Source organism: Sphingomonas citricola, from assembly GCF_019429535.1.
GTDB lineage: Bacteria > Pseudomonadota > Alphaproteobacteria > Sphingomonadales > Sphingomonadaceae > Sphingomonas > Sphingomonas citricola.
Map to the genome: position 1 here is coordinate 22,511 of NZ_JAHXZM010000009.1, position 25,707 is coordinate 48,217.

The 25,707-nt window shown below is 65.3% G+C and carries 19 protein-coding genes; 12 read left to right on the forward strand and 7 right to left on the reverse strand.

Annotated elements, in window-relative coordinates:
• The 5 genes from KZ810_RS16650 to KZ810_RS16670 all read left to right on the forward strand — a co-directional run bounded on the left by KZ810_RS16650 (position 1) and on the right by KZ810_RS16670 (position 6,613).
• Complete coding sequence (locus tag KZ810_RS16650) at positions 1-987, forward strand: alpha/beta hydrolase (RefSeq protein WP_219770251.1); 987 nt, start codon at positions 1-3, stop codon at positions 985-987.
• A 246-nt stretch (positions 988-1,233) separates the two neighbouring features.
• Entirely contained in the window at positions 1,234-2,793 is a 1,560-nt protein-coding gene (locus KZ810_RS16655; RefSeq protein WP_219770252.1) for an aldehyde dehydrogenase (NADP(+)), read from the forward strand.
• A 299-nt stretch (positions 2,794-3,092) separates the two neighbouring features.
• On the forward strand, positions 3,093-4,031 hold the full coding sequence (kdgD, locus tag KZ810_RS16660; RefSeq protein ID WP_219770253.1) for a 5-dehydro-4-deoxyglucarate dehydratase: 939 nt from the start codon (positions 3,093-3,095) through the stop codon (positions 4,029-4,031).
• A gap of 132 nt (positions 4,032-4,163) precedes the next feature.
• Entirely contained in the window at positions 4,164-5,051 is an 888-nt protein-coding gene (locus KZ810_RS16665; RefSeq protein ID WP_219770254.1) for a LysR substrate-binding domain-containing protein, read from the forward strand.
• On the forward strand, positions 5,048-6,613 hold the full coding sequence (locus KZ810_RS16670) for a carboxylesterase/lipase family protein (RefSeq protein ID WP_308461586.1): 1,566 nt from the start codon (positions 5,048-5,050) through the stop codon (positions 6,611-6,613). Before KZ810_RS16665 ends, KZ810_RS16670 begins: the two co-directional genes overlap by 4 nt.
• Before the next feature lie 4 nt (positions 6,614-6,617).
• On the opposite strand, the gene KZ810_RS16675 is transcribed toward KZ810_RS16670, so the two are convergent.
• Together KZ810_RS16675 and KZ810_RS16680 are read right to left on the reverse strand one after the other, a co-directional pair.
• Complete coding sequence (locus KZ810_RS16675) at positions 6,618-8,438, reverse strand: DUF8034 domain-containing protein (protein ID WP_219770256.1); 1,821 nt, start codon at positions 8,436-8,438, stop codon at positions 6,618-6,620.
• Positions 8,438-9,781: an MFS transporter gene (locus KZ810_RS16680; protein ID WP_219770257.1), complete on the reverse strand. Its 1,344-nt coding sequence runs from the start codon at positions 9,779-9,781 to the stop codon at positions 8,438-8,440. Before KZ810_RS16680 ends, KZ810_RS16675 begins: the two co-directional genes overlap by 1 nt.
• Before the next feature lie 283 nt (positions 9,782-10,064).
• On the opposite strand from KZ810_RS16680, the gene KZ810_RS16685 reads away from it, so the two are divergent.
• Complete coding sequence (locus KZ810_RS16685; RefSeq protein WP_219770258.1) at positions 10,065-12,947, forward strand: TonB-dependent receptor; 2,883 nt, start codon at positions 10,065-10,067, stop codon at positions 12,945-12,947.
• Between the two features lie 56 nt (positions 12,948-13,003).
• On the forward strand, positions 13,004-13,720 hold the full coding sequence (locus KZ810_RS16690) for an IS6 family transposase (protein WP_219770259.1): 717 nt from the start codon (positions 13,004-13,006) through the stop codon (positions 13,718-13,720).
• A gap of 10 nt (positions 13,721-13,730) precedes the next feature.
• Here the strand turns inward: KZ810_RS16690 and KZ810_RS16695 are convergent, their stop codons facing one another.
• Both KZ810_RS16695 and KZ810_RS16700 read right to left on the reverse strand, forming a co-directional pair.
• Positions 13,731-14,357, reverse strand: coding sequence for a reverse transcriptase family protein (locus KZ810_RS16695; protein WP_219770260.1), 627 nt, complete (start codon positions 14,355-14,357; stop codon positions 13,731-13,733).
• Between the two features lie 447 nt (positions 14,358-14,804).
• The gene (locus KZ810_RS16700) at positions 14,805-15,542 is read right to left on the reverse strand and encodes a Crp/Fnr family transcriptional regulator (RefSeq protein WP_219770261.1); all 738 of its coding nucleotides are present in this window, start codon (positions 15,540-15,542) and stop codon (positions 14,805-14,807) included.
• A gap of 94 nt (positions 15,543-15,636) precedes the next feature.
• On the opposite strand from KZ810_RS16700, the gene KZ810_RS16705 reads away from it, so the two are divergent.
• The 4 genes from KZ810_RS16705 to KZ810_RS16720 all read left to right on the forward strand — a co-directional run bounded on the left by KZ810_RS16705 (position 15,637) and on the right by KZ810_RS16720 (position 19,626).
• Positions 15,637-16,761: an alpha/beta hydrolase gene (locus KZ810_RS16705; RefSeq protein WP_219770262.1), complete on the forward strand. Its 1,125-nt coding sequence runs from the start codon at positions 15,637-15,639 to the stop codon at positions 16,759-16,761.
• A 56-nt stretch (positions 16,762-16,817) separates the two neighbouring features.
• Positions 16,818-17,918: a catalase family protein gene (locus KZ810_RS16710; protein WP_219770263.1), complete on the forward strand. Its 1,101-nt coding sequence runs from the start codon at positions 16,818-16,820 to the stop codon at positions 17,916-17,918.
• 123 nt (positions 17,919-18,041) lie between these two features.
• Positions 18,042-19,154, forward strand: coding sequence for an L-dopachrome tautomerase-related protein (locus KZ810_RS16715; protein WP_219770264.1), 1,113 nt, complete (start codon positions 18,042-18,044; stop codon positions 19,152-19,154).
• Between the two features lies 1 nt (position 19,155).
• Positions 19,156-19,626: a hypothetical protein gene (locus tag KZ810_RS16720; protein ID WP_219770265.1), complete on the forward strand. Its 471-nt coding sequence runs from the start codon at positions 19,156-19,158 to the stop codon at positions 19,624-19,626.
• A gap of 406 nt (positions 19,627-20,032) precedes the next feature.
• On the opposite strand, the gene KZ810_RS16725 is transcribed toward KZ810_RS16720, so the two are convergent.
• The 3 genes from KZ810_RS16725 to KZ810_RS16735 are packed head-to-tail and all read right to left on the reverse strand — an operon-like array spanning position 20,033 to position 22,631.
• On the reverse strand, positions 20,033-20,818 hold the full coding sequence (locus KZ810_RS16725; protein ID WP_219770266.1) for a hypothetical protein: 786 nt from the start codon (positions 20,816-20,818) through the stop codon (positions 20,033-20,035).
• 39 nt (positions 20,819-20,857) lie between these two features.
• Positions 20,858-21,079, reverse strand: a complete 222-nt coding sequence (locus KZ810_RS16730; protein WP_219770267.1) for a hypothetical protein — start codon at positions 21,077-21,079, stop codon at positions 20,858-20,860.
• A 16-nt stretch (positions 21,080-21,095) separates the two neighbouring features.
• A complete protein-coding gene (locus tag KZ810_RS16735; RefSeq protein ID WP_219770268.1) occupies positions 21,096-22,631 on the reverse strand; it encodes an FAD-dependent monooxygenase in 1,536 nt (511 codons plus the stop codon).
• 628 nt (positions 22,632-23,259) lie between these two features.
• Here KZ810_RS16735 and KZ810_RS16740 point away from each other — a divergent pair.
• Entirely contained in the window at positions 23,260-25,626 is a 2,367-nt protein-coding gene (locus KZ810_RS16740; protein WP_219770269.1) for a membrane-bound PQQ-dependent dehydrogenase, glucose/quinate/shikimate family, read from the forward strand.
• Positions 25,627-25,707: the final 81 nt, after the last annotated feature.

The following is a 25,707-nucleotide window of genomic DNA, read 5'->3' on the forward strand; positions in this document are numbered from 1 at the left end:
ATGATCGGTCGCCGTAACCTGCTGCTCGGTCTGGTAGCGGCCGGCACCGGCGCGGCCGCGCAGACCTCGCCGCCGCGCCGCGATGGTCGGACGGTCGCGGGCCTGGGCGAACCGTCCGAGACGATCGACCTGTGGCCGCGTGGCGCACCCGGCGCACCGCGCGTGCTGCCGGTAGAAGTAGTCGATGAACGCAGCAAGGACGCCGATCTGACCGATCGTGCGGTGCATGGCATCACGCGCCCGCGCATGGTCGTGTTCCGTCCCGCCGTGCCCAACGGCGCTGCGGTCCTCGTCACGCCGGGCGGCGGCTACCGTTGGGTGGTGATCGACAAGGAAGGGTATGAAGTCGCGCGCTGGCTGTCGGCGCGCGGCTTCACCGTATTTGTGCTGTTCTACCGTTTGCCGGGCGAGGGCTGGGCGGCGGGGCCTGACGTGGCGCTATCGGACGCGCAGCGCGCGATGCGGCTGATCCGCCAACGCGCACGCGAATGGGGCGTGATGCCCGACCGGGTGGCGGCGATGGGATTTTCCGCTGGCGGGCACGTCTGCGCCGATCTCGCAACGCGCTTCGATGTGCCGACCTACCGTCCGATAGACGACGCAGACCGCCTGTCGTCCCGTCCCGACCTCGCCGCGCCGATCTATCCCGTCCAGTCGATGACGCCGCCGCTCGCGCATCCGGGCTCGCGCACGCTGCTGCTCGGCGCTGATCCCACGGCGGCGCTGGAGCGTGCGCACTCGCCTGCGGGGAACGTCACTCGCCGCACGCCGCCAACATTCCTGGTTCATGCCGAGGACGATGCCACGGTCCCGGTCGGCAACACGCTGGAGCTGCGCGCGGCGTTGGTGGCAGCAGGCGTGCCGGTCGAGACCCACCTCTTCACCCACGGCGGTCACGGCTTCGGCCTTCGCCGGGCGATGGGCAAGCCCGCCGCGTCATGGCCAGACCTGTTCCTAACCTGGACCAAGTCGATGGGCTTGGCCTGACATCGGACGCTGACCCCGATTTAGGATCGTGTTACCGCCAGCGCGGACCTGATAGGAATTCTGCTTCCCGTACCACAGCCGCTTTTGCGGGAAGAAGCCCCACCTGCGCTAACGCTTGGCCGGCATGGCCACCGAGCAGCTTCCGCGCGCAGGCGACGCGCCCGCTCCCGCATCGATCGATCCAGCTTGCGACTTGGACACCCGCCCCCGCCCGCATTTAAGTCGCGCGCGACGAGGAGAGATTGAATGTACGCGGGACTGATCGATGGCGCGTGGACGAACGGGACCGGCGCACTGCTCCATTCGGTGGAAGCGGCCACCGGCACGGTCATAGATCCGGGCTATCCCGCCGCCCACGAACGCGACGTCGAGATCGCATGCGCCGCCGCCGACGCCGCCTTTGACGTCCTTCGCGAGCTCGCCCCCTCGGCGCGTGCCGCCTTCCTAGAGGCGATCGCCGAGCAGATCGTGACGCTGGGCGATGCGCTCATCGACATCGTCGTACGCGAGAGCGGCCTGCCGCGCGGCCGCATCGAGAGCGAGCGCGGGCGTACCTGCGCCCAGCTCCGCTTCTTCGCCGACGTCCTCCGCGAGGGCAGCTGGGCAGGTGTCCGCATTGACCCCGCGCTCCCCCACCGTGCGCCGCTGCCGCGTCCCGACCTGCGACTCCGCATGGTGCCACTCGGCCCCGTTGCGGTCTTCGGCGCATCCAACTTCCCGCTCGCCTTCTCGGTCGCTGGTGGGGACACCGTGTCGGCGCTCGCCGCGGGGTGTCCGGTGATCGTCAAAGCGCACTCGGCCCACCTTGGTACTTCCGTCCTTATCGCGCGTGCGGTCGATGCCGCACGCCGGGCTTGCGGCCTTCCGGCCGGCGTCTTCCAGCTCCTCATCGGCGAGCGCGCGGTCGGCACCGCCCTCGTCGCCGACCCGCGCGTCAAGGCGGTCGGCTTCACCGGTTCGCGTACCGGCGGTCTCGCGCTCGCCCGAGTTGCTGCCGCACGGCGCGAGCCCATCCCGGTCTATGCTGAGATGTCGAGCGTCAATCCGGTACTCATCTTCCCCGCCGCGCTCGCCGCACGCGGGCACACCATCGCCACCGGTTTCGCGCAGGCGCTGACGCTCGGCACCGGTCAGTTCTGCACCAATCCCGGCTTACTGATCGCACTCGACGGTCCCGACCTCGACACGTTTCTCGATCATGCCTCGGCCGCGATCGAGGCGCTTCCCGCCACGACCATGCTCACCCCAGGTATCCACACCGCCTACGTCAAAGGGGTTGAGAAGCGGCGCGGCGTGGCGCGAGTGTGCGGGCAGGGCGCGCCGCCCACAGCTCCCTTCGAGGCGCACGCACACCTCTTTGAGATCGACGCTGCTGCCTTCCTCGCCGAACCCCACCTCCACGAAGAAATATTCGGCCCGGCCGCGCTTCTCGTCCGGTGCGGCGACGTCGCGGAGATGACCGCCGTCATCGGCGCACTTGAGGGGCAGCTCACCGCCGCGCTCCATGTCGACGAGGAAGATTACGCCGATGTCGCAGCGCTCGTTCCGCTACTCGAGCGCAAGGCAGGCCGTCTTCTCGTCAACGGCTTCGGCACCGGGGTGGAGGTTGCCCACGCGATGGTTCACGGTGGGCCGTTTCCAGCGACCTCGGACAGCCGCTCCACCTCGGTCGGCAGCCTCGCGCTTGATCGCTTCCTGCGCCCAGTTTGCTACCAGTCGCTCCCTGACACGCTCCTCCCGGCCATGCTGCGCGACGACAATCCATTCGCGCTGCCGCGCCGTATCGATGGGAAGGCGGAACTTTGATGGATCGGCGCTCTCGCTCGAACGTGGAGGCGCGTGGGCCGCTCCAGAGCCCACCGGCTAACGGTCTTCGCCAGTCCACGCTTGATCCGGAGTTCTGTTTCTCTTCTCCTGACTAAGGAAGCGCGGCGAAGGATCAGGCTCGGTGTCGCATATGATGCTCGCGGGCTCGGGCATGCGATCGATCCACCCTGCGCATCGATCAGCCTTCCCTTTGGCTTGGACGCTCCTGCCGGACGCGCGGTAAGGCACCATTCATACCCGACGCTCATCGATCGCGCGGGATCCACGGAGAGCATGGCATGACCACCCTGGCACCCACGACAATGGCAAAGACGCTGGGGCAGGGGCTCCTGTCGTTTCCGGTCACCCACTTCACGGCCGAGGGTGCGTTCGATGAGGCGCCCTACCGCGCGCACTGCGCTTGGATGCTCGAGCACGAACTCGCCGGTTTGTTCGCGGCCGGCGGCACCGGCGAATTCTTCTCGCTCACCCCGACCGAGGTCGCCACCGTTGTCGCCGCCGCGGTGGCCGAAACGAACGGCCGCACACCTGTCATCTCGGGCTGCGGCTACGGCACCGCGATCGCCACCGGCATCGCCCGCGATGCGGAGAAAGCCGGTGCCGACGGACTTCTGCTGCTTCCGCCCTACCTCGTGGGTTCGAAGCAGGAGGGTCTTGCGCAGCACATCGAGGCGGTTTGCCGCGTTACCGGCATGGGCGTCATCGTCTACAATCGCGACAACGCCGTCGTGAATGACGAGACGCTCGCCCGTCTTTGTGAGCGCAATCCCAACCTTGTCGGCTACAAGGACGGCGTCGGCGATATTGAGCTGATGACGCGCATCTTTGCACGTATGGGCGACCGCCTGACCTATATCGGCGGCCTGCCCACCGCGGAAACCTTCGCGGTGCCCTACTTGACGATGGGGGTCACCACCTACTCGTCGGCGATCTTCAATTTCGTCCCCGACTGGGCGCTGGCCTTCTACAAGGCGGTCCGCGCGAACGATCAAGCCACCGTGATAGACGGTCTCCGACGCTTCGTCCTTCCTTATATCGCGTTGCGTAACCGTGGTCAGGGTTATGCCGTGTCGATCGTCAAGGCCGGCATGCGCGCGGTTGGCCGCGACGCAGGTCCGGTACGCACTCCGCTCACCGATCTCACCGCCGCAGAGAATGCGGAGCTTCGCGCGCTGATAGAGGGCATCTCGCCACAGTCGCTCGCCGCGGCGGCGTAGTTTCTGCTCGCTGGCCCGCGATCATGCGACGCTCAGCCCCGCGTCCGCCATTCCGGCTTCAAGCATCAGTCTGTGTCTACCCGGCGCGGCATGACGATGGTGTTGGCCGAAACGTCGTCTTAGTCTGACCGCATGTTTGAATTGAGCCAGCTCCGCTGCTTCGTCGCCGCCGCCGAGGAGCTGCACTTCGGCCGCGCGGCGCAGCGGCTCAACATGACGCAATCGCCGCTCAGCCGACAGATCCAGCTGCTGGAGCGCATCCTTGACGTGACATTGCTGGAGCGCACCAGCCGCAACGTCGCGCTGACGCCGGCGGGGCGCGTGTTTCTGATTGAGGCGCGCCGCATCGTCCGACTGGCCGAGAGTGCGGCCTTGTCCGCGCGGCGCGTCGCCAAGGGTGACGCGGGCAAGGTCGCGATCGGCTTCACCGCGGTGTCGGGCTACAATCTGGTGCCGCAGATCGTCGCACAAGCGCGCGCCAGCCTGCCCAACATCGATCTCGAACTCCGCGAGATGGTGTCGGCCGATCAGGTCGAGGGGCTGCTGACCGGCCTGATCGACATCGGCTTCGTCCGCCCGCCGATCCACCGCCACGAGTTCGACACCGTGTGCGTGCTCCACGAGCCGCTGGTCGCCGCGCTGCCCGGGGGTGACCCGCGCCAAGCGCTGGCCGAACTCGTCCCGTCCAATTTCGATGGCCTGCCGCTCATCACCTATGCGCGTCAGGGCGCAGGCTATTTCCACGACATGCTCGCGCGATTGTTCGACGACGCCGGCGTCAATCCGGTGTTCGTGCAGCACGTGACGCAGATCCACTCGATGCTCGGGCTCGTTCAGGCCGGGCTCGCCGCCGCAATCGTGCCGGAGAGCGCGGCGGGACTCCACATGAGTGACATTCAATTCAGACGCCTCGTCACCGAACCCGAGCGGCCGGTCGAGTTGCACATGGCGTGGCGGCGCGACAACGCCAATCCCGCTCTGGAGGCGATGCGGCGGCTATGTGCCGAGGTTGCCGCGTGACCGATCGCCGCACCGTTCTGGCGGGGCTCGCCGTCACGACGATGAGCGTGCCGACGGCCGCGGCGGCGCGCGGCGATCCGGTCGCGGCGACGCGCGGCGATCCGGTCGCGGCGACGCGCGGCGGGCGGGTGCGGGGTGTCCGCGAGCGCGGCATCCTGGTCTTCAAGGGATTGCGCTACGGCATCGCGCCGCGCCGCTTCGCGCGCGCGGTGCCGCCGCCGGCATGGCGGAACGTCGCCGACGCAACCCGCTACGGTGCTGCCGCGCCGCAGACGCGCAGCGAGGAGCCGACGAGCGAGGATTGCCTGTTCCTCAACGTCTGGACACCCGGGCTCGACCGCGCGCGGCGCGCGGTAATGGTGTACCTGCACGGCGGCGCACACGCGCACGGATCGGGCAGCGACCCGCTCTACGACGGCACCGACCTGGCGCGACGCGACGTGGTGGTGGTGACGCTGAACCACCGGCTCGCCGCACTCGGTTATTGTTATCTCGCGCAACTCGGCGGTCCGGCGGAGTCGGGCAACGTCGGCAATCTCGACATCGTGCTTGCGCTCGAATGGGTGCGCGACAACATCGCGCGCTTCGGCGGCGATCCGGCGTGCGTGACCGTGTTCGGCCAGTCGGGTGGCGGCGCCAAGGCGGTGACGCTGATGGCGATGCCGGAAGGCCGCCCGCTGATCCACCGCGTCGCGACGATGAGCGGGCAGCACGTCACCGCCGCCGGCCCCAACAACGCGACCGTGCGCGCACGTGCCTTCATGGCGCAAGCGGGCGCGCGCTCCGCCGCCGAACTCGCCACCCTGCCGATTGAGCGACTGGTCGACGCGATGGCGATGACCGATCCGATCGAGCACAAGGGGGAGATCAGCTTTACCTCGACGCTCGACCACCATGTCCTGCCGCGGCATCCCTTCTATCCCGACGCGCCGCGCGAAGCCGCGCACATCCCGCTGATCGTCGGTAACACGCACGACGAGACGGCGTTATGGATCGGCGACATGCTGCGGCGCGGCGACACGACATGGGACAATCTGCCCGCGCGGCTGGTCGCCAACAGCGTCAAGGACGTGGCGCCCGACTACGTGATCGCGCGCTATCGCCAGTTCTATCCCACCCGCACGGCGGGGCAGATCCTGCTCGCCGCCACCACCGCCGGGCGCTCATGGCCCGGTCATCTGATCCAGGCCGAGGAGCGCGCGAAGATCGGCGCACCGACGTGGATGTATCAGCTCGACTATCCCTCGCCCGAGGCAGGCGGCGTGCTGGGCGCGTTCCATTCACTCGATATCGGGCTGGTGTTCGACAACACCGCGGTGCCGAGCGCGCGGACCGGCGACGACGCGCTGGCGCGCTCGCTTGCGACGCGCATGGCCGACAGCTTCGTCGCCTTCGCGCGCAGCGGCGACCCGAACACGCGCGCGCTGCCGGCATGGCCGCGCTTCGATTTGGCGACGCGCGCGACGATGATCTTCGATCGCACCTGCCGGATCGAGAGCGATCCGCGGCGCGAGGAACGCCTGCTGTTTGCGGTCGCGCCCTACATCAAGCCTGGCGGGTGAGCCGCTACCGATCCCATGGGAACGCCAGCGTCGGTCGGTTGGCGTAGCGGGTCATCGATAGCGACAGACTGGCCCCGCTGCCCGGTGCCAATCGCACGGTCGCATCGCGCGTGCCGACTGTTGTCGTTCGTCCGCCAAGCGTGACCGCGTCGATGCGGTGCTCGGCGTAGGCGCCGCCTTGTACGATCACGGTCCGTGGTTGGACGCCGGTGTTGACCAGGGTTACGGCGCATGTTCGATCGCCCATTGCGGTCACCAGTGCGGCGACATCCTCCGGCAGCCCCGCGCGCCGTGCGTCGGCATCGAACCAGCGCAGCCGCGCGTGGAGCGTCACGCCGCCCTGCGCCGGCGACGTCTTGCTCCACGACGGTCGCGCAATGTGTAGGCCGCCGGTGGTCAGCGCGACCAGGCTCCCGACGCTCGCCGGATTGATGTCGATCGGCCAGTCGGCGAGCCGCGTCTCCTTGGTGGTGCGGTCCGCGCGCGCGCGCGCCGCGCGTTCGGCGACCCGCGTCAGGTCGGCCTCGATCGCCTGTTCGGGGTAGCGGGCGTTGCGCCCTTCGAGAAACGCGATCCACGGATGGTCGCCCGCCGCCGCACGGTCCGCAGGGCTCTGCGTCACGTACCAGATCTCGAACCCGTTGGTGCGGTTCGGCGTGGGGGTCCAGCCGTACCAGCCGTCCGCATTGTGCATCGTCGGCACGTGGGCGACACCGTCGATCGTGCGCGCGTGGCGTTCCAGCAACGCGCGCTGCCGCTGCCACACCTCGATATAGGCCGGATCGCCGGTCAGCAGCGTGCCGTTCATGAAGGCGGTGATCGCGCGCGACACCCGATTGCGGTTCTCGCGCTTGCCCGTCTGCGGCACGACCGGCGAGAAGCCCCAGCCGTAGGTGCCGCCCCACCAATCGGGCGCGATCCGTCCGTCGGGCGCGATCTTGCTCGGCACCACGTCGCCGTTCGCCGCCGCGCGTGCGACCCATGCGTCGAGATAGTCGAGGCTCCAGCGCCGGAACCGCTCGCCCAAACCCAGCGCGTAGGCGTTCAGCCCCAGCGTCGTCGCCTGCAGGTTGAGCGGATTGTCGCCGACCACGTCGCCGTACTCGGCATAGTGGTCGAGCGTTTCCTGATAGGTCCGCTCGCCATGCTCCATGTGGAAGCGCGTGGGGTCGAACGGGTCGCCCGCCCAGTCGAGCGGGGTCGCTGCGCGCAGCATCGGCCCGCGGCTGCCGTTCAGCAGGCTGCGCATCATTTGGCGCGCGGGGTCGTAATTGGGCGCATCGTGATCGCGCCCGGTGTAGAAATCGGCGAAGCGGCGCGTGCGGGCCGCCAGCTTGGCGTCGCGCGGCGTCGACAGCCCTTGCAGGTTGAAGCTCGTCAGCCCCTCGGCATTGTGCTGCCAGTCCATCTGCACCGGGAACTCGCGGTAGTACATGCCCGCGCGCGCGATCGGCACCTGTGTGGTGCGCGCGGTGGTGAACTGGCACAGATGCCCTTCCCAGAAACGCCGCGCGAGCGTCAGGATATTGTCCGATCCGCCGAGTGCGTGGAGCAGCTCCCAATCGTTGGTCGCCTCCGCCGCGTCGTCCGGCCCGTCGTTCGCGCCCCAGCGCTCGGTCACGATCAACCGATCGTGCGCGTCGACGTATTTGGCATAGAACGCCTCGCACGCCGTCGCATTGGCGTCGAACAACCGGCGCTGGAGCGTCGCCCAGCGCGGCGCGGGCATGGGTGTATCGATCGCAATTCCGGCGGGCGCACCTCTCGCCGCGGCGGGGAGCGCGAGGCCGGCGGCAGCTCCGAGCAGCAGGTCACGCCGCTGCATCACGCGAGCTCCACCCGCTTGATCGGTCCGACCACAAACAGGAAGGCGACGATCGTCAGCACGCAATGCGCGCCGACGAACACCAGCGCCCAATCGAACGACCCCGTCGCCGCGACGATGTAGCCGACAACGATCGGCGTCACGATGCCGGCGATGTTGCCGAACATGTTGAACACGCCACTGGCGAGGCCGGCGAGCTGCTTGGGCGCGACGTCCGCCATGACCGCCCAGCCGAGCGAGGCAATGCCCTTGCCGAAGAACGCCGCCGCCATCAGCGCGATCATCAGCCACTCCTGCTCGACCCAGACGCAGGCAATGATCAGCGTTGCGAGCAGCATGCCGACCGTGACCGGCCCCTTACGCGCGAGGTCCACCGAGCCGCTCCGCTTCAGGATCAGGTCGGACGCAAACCCGCCGAGCAGCCCGCCTGCGAACCCGCACAAGGCAGGCGCGGCGGCGGCGAAGCCGGCCTCCATGATGTTCAGCCCGCGCTCCTTGACCAGGTAGATCGGGAACCAGGTGACGAAGAAGTAGGTCAGCACGTTGATGCAATATTGCCCGAAATAGATGCCGAGCAGCATCCGGTTGGCGAGCAATCGCCTGAGGTTCGCGCGCGTGAAGGTCGCGGGGCGGGCGACGCCCGCTTCCTCCATCCGCACCAGACCGCCGCCCGCCTCGATGTGATGCAGTTCGGCGGCGTTGATCGACGGGTGGCGGATCGGCGAGTGGATCGTGCGCACGAACAGTGCGGTGGCGACGAGGCCTAGCCCGCCCATCACCCAAAACACCGATCGCCAGCCGAACGAGTGGACCAGCCAACCCATCAATGGCGCGAAGGCGACGAGCGAAAAATACTGCGCCGAGTTGAAGATCGCCGACGCGGTGCCGCGCTCCGCGCTCGGGAACCAGGCGGTGACGAGCCGCGCATTACCCGGGAACGATGGTGCCTCCGCCAGCCCGACCAGAAAGCGAAGCGCGAACAACGTCGCCACCGCCGACACCCCGACGAGCAGGCCGGTGAAACCCTGCAATGCGGTCAGCACCGACCAGCAGGCGATCGCGCCGGCGTAGATCCGCTTGGTGCCGAACCGGTCGAGCATCGCGCCGCCGGGGATCTGCGCCAGCGCATAGGCCCAGGCGAACGCGGAGAGGATGAAGCCCGTCTGCACGGGCGACAGCCCGAGTTCGCTCGATGCGGCCGATCCGGCGATCGAGAAGGTTGCGCGATCGGCATAGTTGATTGCGGTGATCGCAAAGATCAGCACGATCACTTGGTAACGCATGCGCGTCGGACGTGCCGGGTTGGACGCCGATGTGGCCGGGATGGCAGCGGTCGCGGTCATGCTTCGATCCTCTCGAGCCTGCGCCCCGTCTCACGCGGGGATGCGGTTGAGCCATCCCAAGTAGACGAGCCATGCGCCAGCGTCCAAGTCGCATCGCGCGACGATCATGCCACGCCTTGGCTCGATTGCGCCTCTACGATCGGTGTCAGCGTCGATTGGTGCACGTCCGGCATCGATCGATGTTCGATTGAGGTTGGCGCTCGTCGGTGCGGCGTGGCTAATCGAGGCCCTCGAAGAACCGGTTCGCCCTGACGACGCCGGCATCGCACAGGAGAGGACCGCCATGACCGGCTACCGTCGCATCCACACCGTTCTCGCGCTCTCGACTGCGGTCGGCGCCCTTCTCACGGTCGCGTCGGCCCACGCGCAAGCCGCGCCCGAGACGAACGCGCAGAAGGACAGCCGCGCCGCCGGGCAGCAGCAGGAAACCGAGACGCCGCCGCCGTCGCCCGCGGCGCCGGTCGACCCGCAGGTCGCCGACGCACCCGCGCCCGAAGGCCAGGCGGCCGACATCATCGTCACCGGTTTCCGCCAGAGCCTCAACAGCGCGATCAACCTGAAGCGCAACGAGACCGCCTCGATCGACGCGATCAAGGCCGAGGACATCGCGGAGTTCCCTGACCTCAACCTCGCGGAGTCGCTCCAGCGCATTCCCGGCGTGACGATCAACCGCGTCAACGGCGAGGGACGCAACATCTCGGTCCGCGGCCTCGGCCCCGAATATACCCGCGTGCGCATCAACGGGATGGAGGCGATCGGCACCACCGGCGGCACCGATAACTCTGGTGGCGTTAATCGCGGTCGCGGGTTCGACTTCAACATCTTCTCGTCCGACCTGTTTAACAGCTTGGCGGTGCGCAAGACCGCCACCGCCGACGTCGAAGAAGGATCGCTCGGGGCCACCGTCGACCTGCAGATCGCGCGCCCGTTCGACTACAAGAAGCCGACCGTCGCCCTGTCGGCGCAGGCATCGTACAACGACCTGCGCGAGAAGGCGACGCCGCGCGTCTCCGGCCTCGTCTCGGTCGTGACCGACGACAAGCGCTTCGGCGCCTTGCTGTCGGTGTCCTACGAGGAGCGCAAGCTGCGCGAGGAAGGCGCCAACATCACGCGCTGGAGCTACGGTGGCTTCAACGGTGGCTTCAACGCCGCTTCCACGCTGGCGGGCTACTCGCTGGCACAGATCAACAACGCCAATCCCGACACCGCCTTGTTCCACCCGCGGATCCCCGGCCTCGTCAGCTACGACATCGATCAAAAGCGGTTGGGTGCCGCCGCCGCCGTGCAGTTCGCGCCGACCGACATGACCTTGCTGTCGATCGACGGCCTCTACTCGCGGCTCGATGGCACGCGGCGGGAGTCGCAGTTCCAGGCGATCAGCTTCAGCCGCTCAGGGACAGGCAAGCCGCAGACGATCATCCGGTCAGGGACGGTCGACGGCGACAACAACATCATCAGCGGCACGTTCGACAACGTCGACCTGCGCACCCAATCGCGCTACGACGAATTGCAGACCGACTTCTATCAGGTGACTGCGACGCTCGACCAGAAGTTCGGCGACCGGCTGAAGTTCGGCTCGGTGGTGGGTTATTCCAAGTCGGCGTTCGACAATCCGGTCCAGACCACGGTCACGATCGATGCCACGAACACGCAGGGCTTCTTCTACGATTTCTCGCAAGGGCGTTTTCCGGTGATCCGCCCCGGCGTCAACATAGCGGACCCCGCTACCTTTGCCTTCACCAACGGTACGTCCGAGGTGCGCATCCGCCCGCAGACGGTCGACAACGACTTCACCAACGCCAAGGGCTTCCTAGAATGGAAGACCAGCTCGTTTCTGACCGTGAAAGGCGGGGTCGACTGGCGGCGGTTCCGCTATTCCTCGACCGAGCGGCGGCGCTTGCAGGCGGAAACGGTGGTGCAAACGCTGACCCCGGCGCAACTGGCCGCCGGCGTGACCACGTTCAACGGCTTCGGCAAGGGGCTGAACGTGCCCGGCGGGACGCCGACATCGTGGGTGATCCCCAACCTCGACGCGTTCATCAGCCAGTACGGCATCTACGGCAATCCGATCTACACCACGGGCGGCGTCGAGAATGCGACCGCGCGGGGCAGCTACATCACGGTAGAGGAGCAGGATCTCGGCGCCTACGGCATGGCGTCGTTCAACTTCGCGGATAGCGGCCTGCCAGTCCGCGGTGACCTCGGCGTGCGTTACGTCAACACCGACCAGACCTCGACCGGCTATGCCAGCCAGGGCGCGCAGGTGAACCTCGTCACCGCGAAGCGCAGCTACGATCGCTGGTTGCCGTCGGGCAATCTGGTGCTCGACGTCACCGACAACCTGCTCGTCCGCTTCGCCGCGGCCAAGACACTGGCGCGCGCCGGCATCTCATCGATTACGCCAGGCGGGAACCTGAACATTTCGGGCGGCAATCGGTCGTTCAGCTCGGGTAATCCAGACCTCAACCCGACCGAATCGGACAACATCGACGTGTCAGTCGAATGGTATCCGACCACCGGCGCGATCTATGCAGTGGCGGCGTTCCGCAAGGATATCGGCACCTTTGTCCAGACGCTGAGCACGCAGCTGCCGTTTTCCGCGCTCGGGCTGCCCGCCTCGCTGCTGCCGAGCAACGTATCGCCTGGCGATATCTTCATTGTCAGCCAGCCGGTCAATTCGAGCGGCGGGCGGCTGCGCGGGTTCGAGGTTAACGTGCAACAGCCCTTCAGCTTCCTGCCCGGCTTCCTATCGAACTTCGGTGTGCTCGCCAATTACACCTGGGTGGATTCGAACATTGAATATCTGACCAGCGCCACTGGCGGATCGAGCGTGCGTGAGCCGCTAGTCGGCCTATCGAAACACGCCGCGAACGGTACGTTGTATTTCGAAACCACCAAATTCGCGATCCGTGGATCGATAGCCTACCGCTCCAAATATCTGACTGCGGTACCGGGCACGGAGGGCAATGCTTATAATGGCACCAATTCAACTACCAACGTTGACGCACAGGTATCATACAACGTTACGGACCGCTTTAAAATTAGTCTGGAAGCGATCAATCTGACCGATCAGAAGAATGATCAATTCGTGGACGAAACCAACCGTTTGAACGTCCTAACGCATACGGGACGGCAATTCTTTCTAGGCGCACGTTATGCTTTTTAGGGGCGTCGTCAAACCAAATGCACCTGCTGGTAATGCGGAGCGGGTAGGGGAGGCGCATGCCTCGCGCCCGCAAGCCCGCTTCGCCGTTCCGCTACTTCAACTCGTCACCGGAGGTGATCCGGCTGGTGGTGCTCATGTACGTGCGCTTTCCGCTTTCGCTGCGGAACGTAGAGGACCTGCTGTTCGAGCGCGGGATCGACATCTGCCATGAGACGGTGAGGCTATGGTGGAACAGGTTTGGCCCGCTGTTCGCCGGTGATATCCGGCGTCAACGTGTCAGCCGCATGCGTGGCTTTCGTCACTGGCGCTGGCACCTGGACGAGATGTACGTGAAGCTAAACGGCGAGATGGTCTACCTGTGGCGAGCGGTCGACCACGAGGGTGAGGTGTTGGAGAGCTACGTCACCAAGACGCGCGACAAGGGTGCGGCACTTGCGTTCATGAAGAAGGCGATGAAGCGCCACGGCTCAGCAGAGGCAATCACCACCGATGGCCTCCGCAGCTACGGTGCGGCGATGACCGAGCTTGGCAACCGCGACAAGCAGGAGGTTGGACGCTGGGCCAACAACAGGGTCGAGAACTCACATTTGCCATTCAGGCGACGAGAACGAGCGATGCTCCGGTTCAGGCAGATGAAGACGCTTCAGAAGTTCGCCTCGGTTCACGCCAACGTCCACAACCACTTCAATCTCGACCGCCACCTCGTTGACCGACAGACCTACAAGGAACGCCGCTCAGCCGCCTTGGCTGAGTGGCAGGTGCTCGCGAGCTAGGCGCACGTCCTCAAAGACCCAAATGCATCGTCCAGAGAGCGCTTCGCGTTAGACTGACAGCACCCGTGTAGATGCAGCGCGCGCCCTTCGCGACGGCCATCAGCCGCTTATCGAGGCGGAAGCAGATCATGTTCGAGAGGACGGGGCTGCTGGGCGCGCCCTGCGGTAGGTGCGCGTTCATGCAGCAGATACGCGCGATGATGGCGGCAACGCGCGCGTCGAGGTTGAGCGAACTCAGCATTCCCTCGACACGGTTCTCGGTGATTGTTGAAAAAAAGTCTTTGAGGTCGAGATTGACGACGTAGCGGCGGCCGAGATGAGCGGCCGCGTTGGTCTTGACCGATCGGTCGTCGACGAAGCCATGGACCGGATTGCGCGGCCGGTACATGACGTCGAGCCGATCGGCGATCTGGCGTTGGAAGTGCTTCAGGCGGTCATTGGGCGCGCTGATCAGACGCAGCTTGTTCTCGCCCTTGGCGATCGAGAAGTGCTGATACATTCGCTCGCGATAGTACCAGATTTTCTTGAGCTCGCGGGGGCCGACACCGAGATAGGCCAGAAGCGTTGCTTCGCTTGCAAACTCCGGCGGGACGGTGACGCGGAGAGGTTGTCCGAACAACGTTCCCCAATACGGCACGAGGCCTCCCTTCCAATCACGCCAGCGTGTCGCAGAGTAGCTCTGGCGCGCAGGTTATGTACAGACATTAGCTCTTACGCCGCAGTTACTACAGCGCGTATGCGAAGGGAGCCTCGTCGCATCACGATGTAGCAGGACGGTGTCGCCATTCCTAGCCTCGAGCCCAGACGGTTGGACTAACGCCACGGACCTGATCAAAGGCGCCTTAGTCTGAATGTTTGCGCACGGTTCCGTCGCAATGCCGGCATGAATGAACGGCCGAAATGCTATCGCGACGCTTCGAAGCGGACAGACCGCTTCCCTCCCAATAACCGACACACAGTCAGCCCAGCATTTGGGTCACTGCCTCGGTCTCGCGTGATGAACGAATGGCAGAAATCGGGAGGCGGTCTGGCAGCTTCGAATGACGGCTATTGGGTCTTCGCTGTCATTTGGCTCCGGCCGACGTCATGCCAGCAAGCGCGCATACTCCTGCTCGGGGTAACCATATGTATCTCCAGCCAAGGCGATTAGCTTGGCTCGGTCAACAACTAGCACTTTGGCACGCACCGCGCGTATCGCCTGTTCTTCCTCTAGGCGATGAAGCGCGTCTGTGACGCTGCTGCGTCGTACGCCGAGCATCAGCCGAAACTCCTCGTGCGTCATGCAGATCTCGTCCGCCTGCACCCGGTCGTGGTACAAGAGGATCCAGCGGGCCATGCGGCGTTCGATCGAGTGCGCCAGTGACGACACAATCGTGCGACCCATCTGCAACATGAAGATGTGCGCGAAGCGAAGCAGCGTCGTGCGCAAGGTCGCGCTCTGTTCCACCGCGGCGATCAGCTTCTCCGCTGGAATGCGCAGTGCCCGTCCGGCTTCGGCGCGCATGGTGACATCATAAGGTGAGCGATCGTCGCCCATAAGAAGGGGCCAGCCGACGAACCCCTCGGCGCCGAGCAGCCCGACCGCATAGCGCCGATCATTGTCGAGCGAGTCGAGCACACCGGCTATTCCCTGCTCAAAGAAGCACAGATTCTCTATCGGCGCGCCGGCACGCGTAATGTAGTCACCGACTGTGAACGACACTGGTTCCAAATAGGGGCTGATCAACGCCGCGTCGTTGGGACTCAAGGCCCCAAGCAGGCGGTTACCACCCGTTTTAATACGGGATGACACAGTGCCGCTGATAGGTAGAATCGTCGCCACTGCCTCTCCTGCGCTCATTCATGCTTGGAACGGTTCCGTACAGAAACGTTGCGGCGCTCTCCGTTGTTCAAGTCTCTAACAACAGGAGGAACACATGCTAGCAATCTCGAAAAAGCCGCTCTTCCGCGGTATTGCGGTCGCCGCTTTGCTCGCCGTTTCGGCAGGCGTGTTCGCGCAGTCGCCGCGGTCGGTCAGCGCCCCGCCGCCCCCGCTGCCGCCCGCAACCAGCACCCAGCCGCCGAAGGCGGCACCCGACATGCAGATGGTGCTAGATGCACTGGCGGGTCTCGGCGGCAAGCCGATCGAGACGCTGACCCCGGCGGAGGCACGGATGCAGCCATCGGCGGCGGACGGCGCGAAAGCGGCGATGGCGAAGAAGGGCATGTCGACCACGCCAGATGCTTCGGTCACGACGCAGGATGTGCCCTACGGTAGCGATCCGAAGCAATTCGCGCGTATCTACAAGCCAGCGAACGCGCCCGCAGGTGGCAAGCCGATGCCGGTCGTGGTCTATTATCATGGTGGCGGCTGGGTGATCGCCGATGTCGCAACCTATGACGCGGCACCGCGCGCGATGTCGAAGGCGCTGAGCGCAATCGTCGTGTCGGTCGAATACCGCCATGCACCCGAGTTCAAGTTCCCGGCACAACACGATGATGCGGCAGCTGCCTATCGTTGGACGCTGGCGAATGCGGCGAGCTGGGGCGGCGACCCGATGAAGATCGCCGTGGTGGGCGAGAGCGCCGGCGGCAATCTGGCGGTTGCGACCGCAATCTACGCGCGCGACAATGGCCTAACCGCGCCACGCCACATCGTCTCGGTCTATCCGATTGCCAACAGCAGCATGACACTGCCGTCACGCATGGACTCGGCTAATGCCAAACCGCTCAATGCCGCGATGCTGAAGTGGTTCGGCTATTACTATCAGAACAGTGCCGCCGACGCGCAGGACCCGCGGCTGAATCTGATATCAGCCAACCTGCGCGGCCTCCCGCCCACCACGATCATCAACGCGCAGATCGATCCGCTGCGCTCGGATGGTGAGACGCTGGCAGCCGCAATGCGCAAGGCAGGCGACAAGGTCGAGCAGAAGACCTTCCCCGGCGTCACGCACGAGTTCTTCGGAATGGCAAAGGTCGTTCGCGGCGCGCAAGAAGCGAACGACCTCGCGGTTGCGCGGCTGAAGGCGGCATTCGCAGCTCCCACGGCGCGTCGCTGAGCGTACCGGCGGCGGCATCGCGCCGCCGCCATCTCTTTTCGAGAGGACCCTTGATCATGGCCCAGGCAACTGTGCGATTCTTACGTTACAGCGATGACATCGAGACGCGCGAACCGGACGAGCAGGAAAGCATCGACGGCATCATCAAGGGTATGACCCAGGAGAGTCAGACGGTGGAGAAGCGTGATGGTCGCGCTGTCCGCGCCAGCCACGCCAAGAGCACCGCTTGCACCACCGGCACGCTGACGGTCGCCGCAGACCTGCCGCCCGAGCTCGCGCAAGGCTTGTTCGCCAACCCGGGCACGTTCGACGTCGCCGTCCGCTTCGCACAAGGGCCAGGCGAGAAGCTCGGCGACCGCGTGTCGACGCACCGCGGCATGTCGATCAAGGTGTTCGGCGTCGAGGGCGATAAGCTGCCCGGTCATGATGCGCCGACGCAGGACTTCGTGCTGGCAAGCGGCACGACGTTTCCGGCGGGCACCGCTGCGGGGTTCCTGTCGCAGGCCAAGAAGATCGGCTTGACCGTGCCGATGCCCGAAGGCGCAAAGAGCGCGGCGGCCTCGATCGCGCGCAACATCAACAAGGTGCTGAACGCGGTCGGCGCTGGCCCGAGCCCGACGCTCGACTTCTACGGGCACCCGTTCAGCCACCCGCTGGCGGAGCACTATTTCAGCCAGTGCCCGATCCGCTTCGGCGACCATGTGGCGAAGATTGGAGCGTTCCCAATTGCGCCGGAGCAGCAGGCGCTGACCGACTGGCGGCTCGATCCGCACGAGGACGAGGACGGCTTTCGTCACGCCGCGGTCGATTACTTCGGCGACAGTGACGCGGTATTTGAACTGCGCGCGCAGCTGTGGACCGACGCGGACACGCAGCCGATCGAGGATACATCGGTCGACTGGCCGACGAGCGACAGCCCGTACCGCACAGTCGCGACGATCAGATTGCCTAGGCAAGCGGCCTATAGCCCCGAGCGGGTGCGTTACTTCGACGAGGTCATGACCTTCCGTCCGGCACACAGCTTGGCGGTGCATCGTCCCTTGGGCGGCGTGATGCGCGCGCGGATGCAGGTCTACCGTGCGCTCAGCGATTTTCGGCACCGCGAGAACGGCATCGAAGCGGCGAACACCGGCAATGTGGATGACATCCCCGCCTGAGTTCGCCTCTGCGCGGATCGCGCTCAACCGGTGCTTCCATCACGCCCGTCGCACCCAATCCAATCTCTCGCGTTTCACGATCAACCAGCGCGCACCACGCGCAGCTCGGCACTGGAGACAATCATGCGTTCTAAAACCCGCTTTCTTGCTAGTCTCGCCCTTGCCAGCACGCTGCTGAGCGCTGCTACAATCACCTATGCCCAGGCGAGCGCGGGAGAGCTCAAGCAGGAAGCCCAGTTCGAGCATCAGGCGACCGGCGTGGCGGTGACGGCCGACGGCCGCCGCTTCGTCAACTTTCCGCGCTGGACCGACGACGCGCCGATCTCGGTTGCGGAAGTGATGAAGGATGGCACGCTGCGGCCCTACCCGGACGCGAAGTGGAACAGCTGGCGCAACGCGCGCAGCGGCGAGTTGCCGGTCAGCGGATACTTCGTCTGCGTCCAGTCGATCGTCCCGGACGGCAAGGGCAACCTGTGGGTGGTTGATCCGGGCGCACCGGGCAACGAGAAGATCCTCGAAGGCGCGCCCAAGCTGGTCAGGATCGATCTCAGGACCAACCGCGTGACCAAGGTCATCCCCGTGCCCGGTGACGTGGCGCTGCAAGGCACCTACCTCAACGACATCCGCTTCTCGCCCGATGGCAAGACAGGCTACATCACGGACAGCGGCACGCGCGGCGCGATCATCGTCGTCGACCTGGAGAGCGGCCGATCGTTCCGCACGCTCGATGGCCATCCCTCCACGCAGATCGACAAGACCGTCAAGGTTGCGCTCGATGGCCGCCCGCTGGTCCGCCCCGACGGACGCCAGCCCGCTTTCGCCGCCGACGGTATTGCAATCTCGAACGATGGTCGCACACTCTACTGGCAGGCACTGACGGGTAAGACGCTCTACTCGATTGATACCGCTTTGCTGCGCGATGGAGTCACCGAGGCGCAGCGCGCCGCGGGGGTCCGCACGGTCGCGCAGACGCAGGTCGCGGACGGTTTGTGGATGAGCAAGGCAGGTACGCTCTACATCACTTCGCCGACCGATTATTCGATCAAGCGGCTGAACGGCAGCACGGTACAGAACGTGCTGACCGACCGGCGTCTGCGCTGGCCCGACACCTTCTCGGAAGGGCGTGACGGGCGCATCTACGTCACCGCTAGTCACATCCAGGACACCAACTGGTTCAAGCCCGCCGCCCCGCCGTCGATCCGCACCGAGCTATTCTCGTTCGCCGGTGCTCGCTGACATGGCGGACACCAACACGAAACGCTGGGCCGGCGCGCTCGCGGGCGGGCTCGTGGCCGGGCTCGGTATCACGGCGCTGCTGATATCGGGCGAGCGCAAGTCGGGTGAACCGTCCGAACTGGCGAAGCTGGAGCGTGCGGCGGCGGACAAGCTCGGGCTCGACACGCCGCCTGCCGACCAGCTGCCGTCCGCAGTTGAACAAACGGTCATTCAAGGTGGACATCTCGCGCTCGGGCTACTTGCCGCCGTAACCTACGCTGCCGCAACCGACGAGGACACGCCGGTAGTTGCGGGGGGTCTGGCATTTGGCGCAGCTTTCTACGTGACAATGCACTGGTTGCTCGGGCCCGCGCTTGGAGTGAACCAGCCGGAGTGGCGCGCCGATCGCGCGACGCTGGCCATGCACACGATCAATCATCTAGTCTTTGGACTTACCACCGCGGCAACGGCGCGGGCCGCTCAGCGTGCATGATACGGTGGAGCTAGCAAGGATTGCTGGCAGCCTACTAAGCGGTATCTTTGCCAAAGGGCAGCCTGAACACGTTGGTATGCCGTAGCAATCGCGGCGCATCACAGCAGGTGTCTATCGGGATGCGTGCACGGGCTGGAAACGCGGTTGAAGGACTGAACGACTGGTTGGCAGGTCAGAGCGCGATGAAACGCGAGTCTCCAAGCGGCACGCTGGCTGCCAGCCGCCGTGCATGGTTTTGGCAAACTGCGCGGGCGAGAAGCACTGCATAGTTAATGCGGCCTCTCCGATTAGGCCATGCGACGCGAACGGATGGCTGAAGTCGGGAACTGCGACGTTTCCAGTGAATGGCCGAAGATGGGTCTGAGTGGGTGGACGATAGTGCTGGTGGTCCACGCTCCCGCTCGTCTTAGCTCTTTACGTCCCGCTTGAGCATGACGTCTTTCATCGTGTTTCCTGCCAGGCCACCTGCTGCAAGTGACACAACAACGTTTCCGACAAAGAAGTCAGCAATACCAACGACGCCGGCAAATGCCGTCAGTGCAGCGGCCGTGACCGGCACTGCTGCAACCGCCTTACCAATGGTGACCTTTGCCGATTGTCGGATAGCTTGAAGGCGGTTCAACGCAGCATCGAGTGGCTGCTGTGCTGCGACAAGGGCGATCAGATCGCCAAGAGCTTCATGTAGGGCGCGCAGGTGCGAGAGCGCTGCTTCGCGATCCTCATCAACGGGCCCGCCATTGTCCCGCATCTGCTCCTCGTCTCTGATTAGGCGCTCGACCGCGAGTAGAGCGGCAGGACCAAGTGCCTGAACAAGGAAAGCGTGCTCGCGAATGTTTGTGCGTCCCGTCCAACCCGACGCATGGACGGTCGCGCTGCCAGCCACCTCCTCAAGCAGCGGAGCAAATTGCAGGCGAACCATGTCGCGGCGTTCATTGCGCTCCTTTGTTTCACGAACATGCCGCACAAACGAGGACAGATTTGCTTGGGCAGCGACAAAGGCGGGAGCCAGGGCTCGTAGATCCTCGCGGCTGAGTAGTGCGCGGCGAAGCGCCTTGTATCTCGCGTCATCAGCGAGATCCTGAATACCGTCGCACGCACCCAAACATAAAGTTCGCAGCCGCTGTACCGCCTCTTCGTCGTTTAACCCCTCGGGCCATCGGGTCGCCTGCGACCGGATCGCATCGTGTTGCATCGTACCTCTCGACTCACCTCATAAGGACGCGCATTACCATCACGAAAGCGTGTAGGACATAACGAGAACAAGGGCGAGCGCTGCGCTATGTTCATTCCACATCAGAACCGCCTGCTGCTCGCGCCACCCGACCCGCGAGCCGGATACAGGCGTGAGCGTCTTGACGATGATGTTGCGAGGTTGTTGTTCCGCTAGGATCGCGCCCGTGATGGCAGGAGCGAGGAAGGCGAGCCGCACTATGAGCGTTAGGTAGCTCGGCATGACACCCTCGCGTGAACTATCGTGCTGGCGTTCCAAGCGGAGTAGAAAACCGGGCGATCAACTGGGTCAAACCTGCTCGATCGACGATCGAACCTGCCCAGGCAACCACGCCATCGGGGCGAATGAGCAAGGCCTCTGCATTGGCTCTGTGGCCTGAGTGAGAGACAAAATAGTCAAGCTGGGAAGATGCACACCCGACCTCGGCTAGTGGCTCGGACGGATCGAAGTCGAGCAGGGTAGGCCGGCCACGACGCAGCGCCTCGTTGAGTGTTCGTCCATCCGTGAGCGGCATGTCAGGCACGCTGCGGCCTATCAGAGGATGAGCCGCACCTGGCAGCTCGTATTGCAGGCCGGCACCCCAAATGCGCCCTGCGAAGAACGTCGCTCCGTCGCGGGTCTCCATCAGGTCGTGAACCACGGCTCGCAATGCTGCAGTACCGGGATCGGGTCTGAGCAGCGCCACCTGTGCCCGTGACCATTCTAGCACCTGGTTTGCGATGGGGCGTCGTTCCTGCTCGTAACTATCGAGCAGCGACCGCGGTGCACGGTCAGCGATCACCCCAGCGAGCTTCCAGCCGAGGTTCATTGCATCACCGATGCCCAGGTTGAGTCCTTGGCCGCCGAGGGGTGCATGAACATGCGCGGCATCGCCGGCGAGAAGCACGCGGTCTTGGCGATAGCTGACCGCAATGAATGCCCGATCGGTCCACGTCGTGGCGAGATCCACGGCTTCGACTGTGACATTGGTCTCCGACACGCGTCGCAGGACCGCTTGTACGTGCTCGCGGGTCAGCGGCAAGGTACGGTGGCTCACCCCGCCGTCGAAGTCGACCATGGTGACGGTGCCCGGCGGGGCATACGTGTACATGCCTGTGGCGGTATGCTGGCGACCGGGGCGAAGCTGGTTTGGCTCCTCAAGGCGCAGCGTCACCGAGTAGCCGGTAAATTCCGGCTCGGTGCCAGCGAAGCTGATCCCGGCGCTTTTACGAACCGTGCTCCGCCCGCCATCGCATCCAACCAACCAGCCGGCTTGGTGCGTTGTGCCGCCGGCATGGACCTCAACGCCGTCCGCCGTTTCTGCAACGCCATCGACGCTGCAGCCGTAGCGGATCACGACGCCAAGCTCGCTTGCACGCGTAAGTAGCACGTGCTCGATGTCCGCCATTGTAACTGCGAGCGTTTCGACCGCAGCGCCGCAGCGCCACGGCCACGCGTCCCGGTCCACCATGTCGTGAAAGAATTGCAGACCGGCGAAATGACCGGCCGGACACCGCGCGCCCGCGGTCCAAGGTGCGGCGGCTAGTGTATCAGCCGAAGCCATGCGGGCCTTGAGCGGCGTCAACAGATCCCGCCGATCCAAGCTCTCCATGGTCGGCAGGTTCAGCCCGCGAAGACCAAAGGGTAACCTCTTCAGCGCGGACGCCGATGCCTCGCTGCGCTCGAGCACCAGCACGCGGCAACCGGCAAGCCCGAGCTCACATGCGAGAAAGAGGCCAACGGGCCCGGCGCCGGCGATGATGACGTCGTATGTGGACTTGTGATCGAGTGGCATGGTGAAGGCTCCTTCAGTCGATTGTTCGACCGGAGCGTTCCCCTTCCAGGCACCCTCGCGGACGAACGGCTTAGCGCCGTGTTGGCGCCGCTGTTCGTCGAGGGGATCCTGGCCAAGGCCAAAGACCAGAGCTTCCGTTACCGAAAGGGCTTGGGCTGACCACGCCAAGCCTGCCTTTTCCGACTATGCCGACCTAGCTGATCGCGATCTGCATTGGAAGACCATCGCGGCGTTGGCGAGCATTTTACGGCTGCCGACATGCTGTGCAGCTCGGCGTTTTTCTGGTTTGCCGACACGATGCCCGCGGACCATTTATCCGCGAACGGTTAGCGCGTTGTGGCGAACAAATGAATGCCGCCGCACAATTGCGAGGTCTAGGGCGACCCTTTCGGCATCGTGAGGCATCGGGTCGATGCATCAGCTCATCGTTTGATAGTGCTAGGGATGGAACCCTCCGGGTAGGTTGGCTTGACACGCTCGCTGGGTCGTCGAGATTGAGTTGGTACCACAGACCTGCCGGGCCACGAATTGTGCGTGAACGTAGAAGAGTTCGCTGAGAAAGGTCGGCCGGCCTGAAACTTCGCTGATGCAAAACGTTTCTGGAGCAATGTTTCGAAAGGGTTCGGCAATGGCTCGGTTCTACCGATTGGCGATCGCGTGGTCCGTCGCCGTTCTCGGCGGCTTCTTCGCCGTGGCCGGTGGCGTACTCGCGTCGCTAGGTGGGTCGCTCTACTATCTGATCGTGGGGATCGCGATGGTGGCGAGTGGTGCAATGCTCGGCCGTAACACCCGGATCGGCCGCCTGCTGTTCGTCGCGATTTGGGCCGGCACGCTGATCTGGGCGCTATGGGAGGTCGGCTTCGATGGCCTTCAACTCATCCCGCGGCTGATCGCGCCGACCGTTCTGCTGGTGCTCGTCCTGCTGACCGGCTGGCGCGCGCGATCCTGGCGTTCGCCGGCGCAGGCGGTGCCCGCCGCCGCGGCGGTGCTCCTCGCACTTGGCATCGGCGGCGCCGCGATCCACGGCGATGGCGCGCGGGCGCAGGATGCGTCCGCTACCACCCCGCTTCCCGCCGCCCCGACCGGCGAGGCCGACGCGGACTGGCGCGACTACGGCGGGACGCTGTCGGGCCGGCGCTACTCGGCGCTCGCCGACCTCACCCCGCAGAATGTCGGCCAGCTCCAGCTCGCCTGGACGCAGCGGACCGGCGACCTGCCGATGGCGGCAGAGTCGAAGGAGCATAAGCGCGAGTATCATTCGGAATCGACCCCGATCCACATCGGTGACACGCTCTACACCTGCACCCCGCACTCGTTCGTGCAGGCGATCGACGCGACGACAGGACGAACGAAGTGGAGCTGGCACGAGGACGCGCCGATCGCCGGCAACAACTATCTGGTCTGTCGCGGCGTCACCTATTTCGAGGCGCCGGCAGGAACGCCGTGCCCGCACCGCATCTTTGCACCGACGTTCAACGCCCGGCTCGTCGCGCTCGACGCCGACACGGGCAAGCCGTGTACCAGCTTCGCGAACGGTGGCGCAATCGACCTGCGCACCAACATGGGCACGTCGAAGCCGTCGGATCAGATCGGCACCACGCCGCCCGTTGTCGTCAACAACCGGCTGATCATCGGTGAGCGAATCATCGACAACGTCAATCGCAACATCCCGTCGGGCGTGGTGCGCGCCTACGATCCGGTGTCGGGTGCGCCGGTCTGGGCATGGGACGTCGGCCGCTCGCCCGATGCGATCGCGCCGCTGCCCACCGGGCAGACCTACACGCGAGGCACGCCCAACGTTTGGGGTGCGATAACCGCTGACGCGGCCAATGGGCTCGTGTACCTGGGCACCGGAAACGCATCGCCCGATTACTGGATCGGGTATCGCCGCCCGTTCGACGACCGGTTCGGCTCGTCGATCGTCGCGCTCGACATCGCGACGGGCAAGCTGCGCTGGACGCGGCAGCTCGTCCACCGCGACATGTGGGACATGGACCTGCCGATCGGCCCGTCGCTGTTCGACTATCGCGCGCCCAGCGGGCAGGTGATTCCTGCACTGATCCAGACGACCAAGATGGGGCAGGTATTCTTTCTCAACCGGCTGACCGGCGCGCCGCTCGCGGCGATCACCGAGCGCCCGGTGCGCACCGATGGCGCGACGCCGGGCGTGCGCGTGTCGCCGACGCAGCCTTTCTCCACCGGCATGCCGAGCTTCACGCCGCCCGCGCCGACCGAGGTCGCGACCTGGGGCGCGACACCGATCGACCAGCTGTTCTGCCGCATCGACATTCGCCGTGCGCAAGGGGCCGGCATCTACCAGCCGATGGGACTGAAGCCGATCATCGGCCATCCCGCGTTCGACGGCGTCACCGACTGGGGCGGCGCGGCGGTCGATCCGGTGCGTGGGGTGATGACGGTCAACACGATGGAAATGCCGTTCAAGCTGTGGCTGATGCGCCGGGACGACCCGCGCGTTGCCGAGCTGGTGAAGCAGAAGCAGGGCGGCGAGAACGCGATGCAGGCGCAGCTGCAGACGCAGTACAACACGCCATACGTCGCGGTGGTCAAGGCGTGGGTCGGCATCTTCGGTGCACCCTGCGTGGCGCCGCCGTGGGGGCGCTTGACCGCGGTCGACCTAGGCACCCGCAAGGTGCTGTGGAAGAAAGTGCTAGGCACCGCACGCGACACCGGGCTGTTCGGCTCTCACTTGGGTGTGCCGATCAAGACGGGCGTGCCCAATTTGGGCGGGTCGATCATCACCGCGGGCGGACTTGCCTTCATTGGCGCGACGACCGACCAGTATCTGCGCGCCTTTGATCTCAACACAGGAAAGGTCGTATGGAAGACGCGGCTGCCAGCAGGAGCGCAGGCGACGCCAATGACCTATCGCGGGCGCGACGGGCGGCAGTACGTCGTCATAACCGCTGGCGGGCACGGTGCGCTGGGTACCCGCTACGGCGATTATACCCTAGCCTATGCTCTTCCAAGAAGCTGAGCATAGGTGACTGGTACTTATCTTCGGAGGTCCACGCAACTCACGGGCTAAATTAACTTCTCGCTGTAATGTAGCTCACTA

What these genes read in the sequence shown, in the direction of transcription:
- KZ810_RS16650 (WP_219770251.1), top strand. Translation starts at nt 1, where the DNA reads ATGATCGGTCGCCGTAACCTGCTGCTCGGTCTGGTAGCGGCCGGCACC.
- KZ810_RS16655 (WP_219770252.1), top strand. Translation starts at nt 1,234, where the DNA reads ATGTACGCGGGACTGATCGATGGCGCGTGGACGAACGGGACCGGCGCA.
- kdgD (WP_219770253.1), top strand. Translation starts at nt 3,093, where the DNA reads ATGACCACCCTGGCACCCACGACAATGGCAAAGACGCTGGGGCAGGGG.
- KZ810_RS16665 (WP_219770254.1), top strand. Translation starts at nt 4,164, where the DNA reads ATGTTTGAATTGAGCCAGCTCCGCTGCTTCGTCGCCGCCGCCGAGGAG.
- KZ810_RS16675 (WP_219770256.1), bottom strand. Translation starts at nt 8,438, where the DNA reads ATGCAGCGGCGTGACCTGCTGCTCGGAGCTGCCGCCGGCCTCGCGCTC.
- KZ810_RS16680 (WP_219770257.1), bottom strand. Translation starts at nt 9,781, where the DNA reads ATGACCGCGACCGCTGCCATCCCGGCCACATCGGCGTCCAACCCGGCA.
- KZ810_RS16685 (WP_219770258.1), top strand. Translation starts at nt 10,065, where the DNA reads ATGACCGGCTACCGTCGCATCCACACCGTTCTCGCGCTCTCGACTGCG.
- KZ810_RS16690 (WP_219770259.1), top strand. Translation starts at nt 13,004, where the DNA reads ATGCCTCGCGCCCGCAAGCCCGCTTCGCCGTTCCGCTACTTCAACTCG.
- KZ810_RS16705 (WP_219770262.1), top strand. Translation starts at nt 15,637, where the DNA reads ATGCTAGCAATCTCGAAAAAGCCGCTCTTCCGCGGTATTGCGGTCGCC.
- KZ810_RS16710 (WP_219770263.1), top strand. Translation starts at nt 16,818, where the DNA reads ATGGCCCAGGCAACTGTGCGATTCTTACGTTACAGCGATGACATCGAG.
- KZ810_RS16715 (WP_219770264.1), top strand. Translation starts at nt 18,042, where the DNA reads ATGCGTTCTAAAACCCGCTTTCTTGCTAGTCTCGCCCTTGCCAGCACG.
- KZ810_RS16720 (WP_219770265.1), top strand. Translation starts at nt 19,156, where the DNA reads ATGGCGGACACCAACACGAAACGCTGGGCCGGCGCGCTCGCGGGCGGG.
- KZ810_RS16725 (WP_219770266.1), bottom strand. Translation starts at nt 20,818, where the DNA reads ATGCAACACGATGCGATCCGGTCGCAGGCGACCCGATGGCCCGAGGGG.
- KZ810_RS16730 (WP_219770267.1), bottom strand. Translation starts at nt 21,079, where the DNA reads ATGCCGAGCTACCTAACGCTCATAGTGCGGCTCGCCTTCCTCGCTCCT.
- KZ810_RS16735 (WP_219770268.1), bottom strand. Translation starts at nt 22,631, where the DNA reads ATGCCACTCGATCACAAGTCCACATACGACGTCATCATCGCCGGCGCC.
- KZ810_RS16740 (WP_219770269.1), top strand. Translation starts at nt 23,260, where the DNA reads ATGGCTCGGTTCTACCGATTGGCGATCGCGTGGTCCGTCGCCGTTCTC.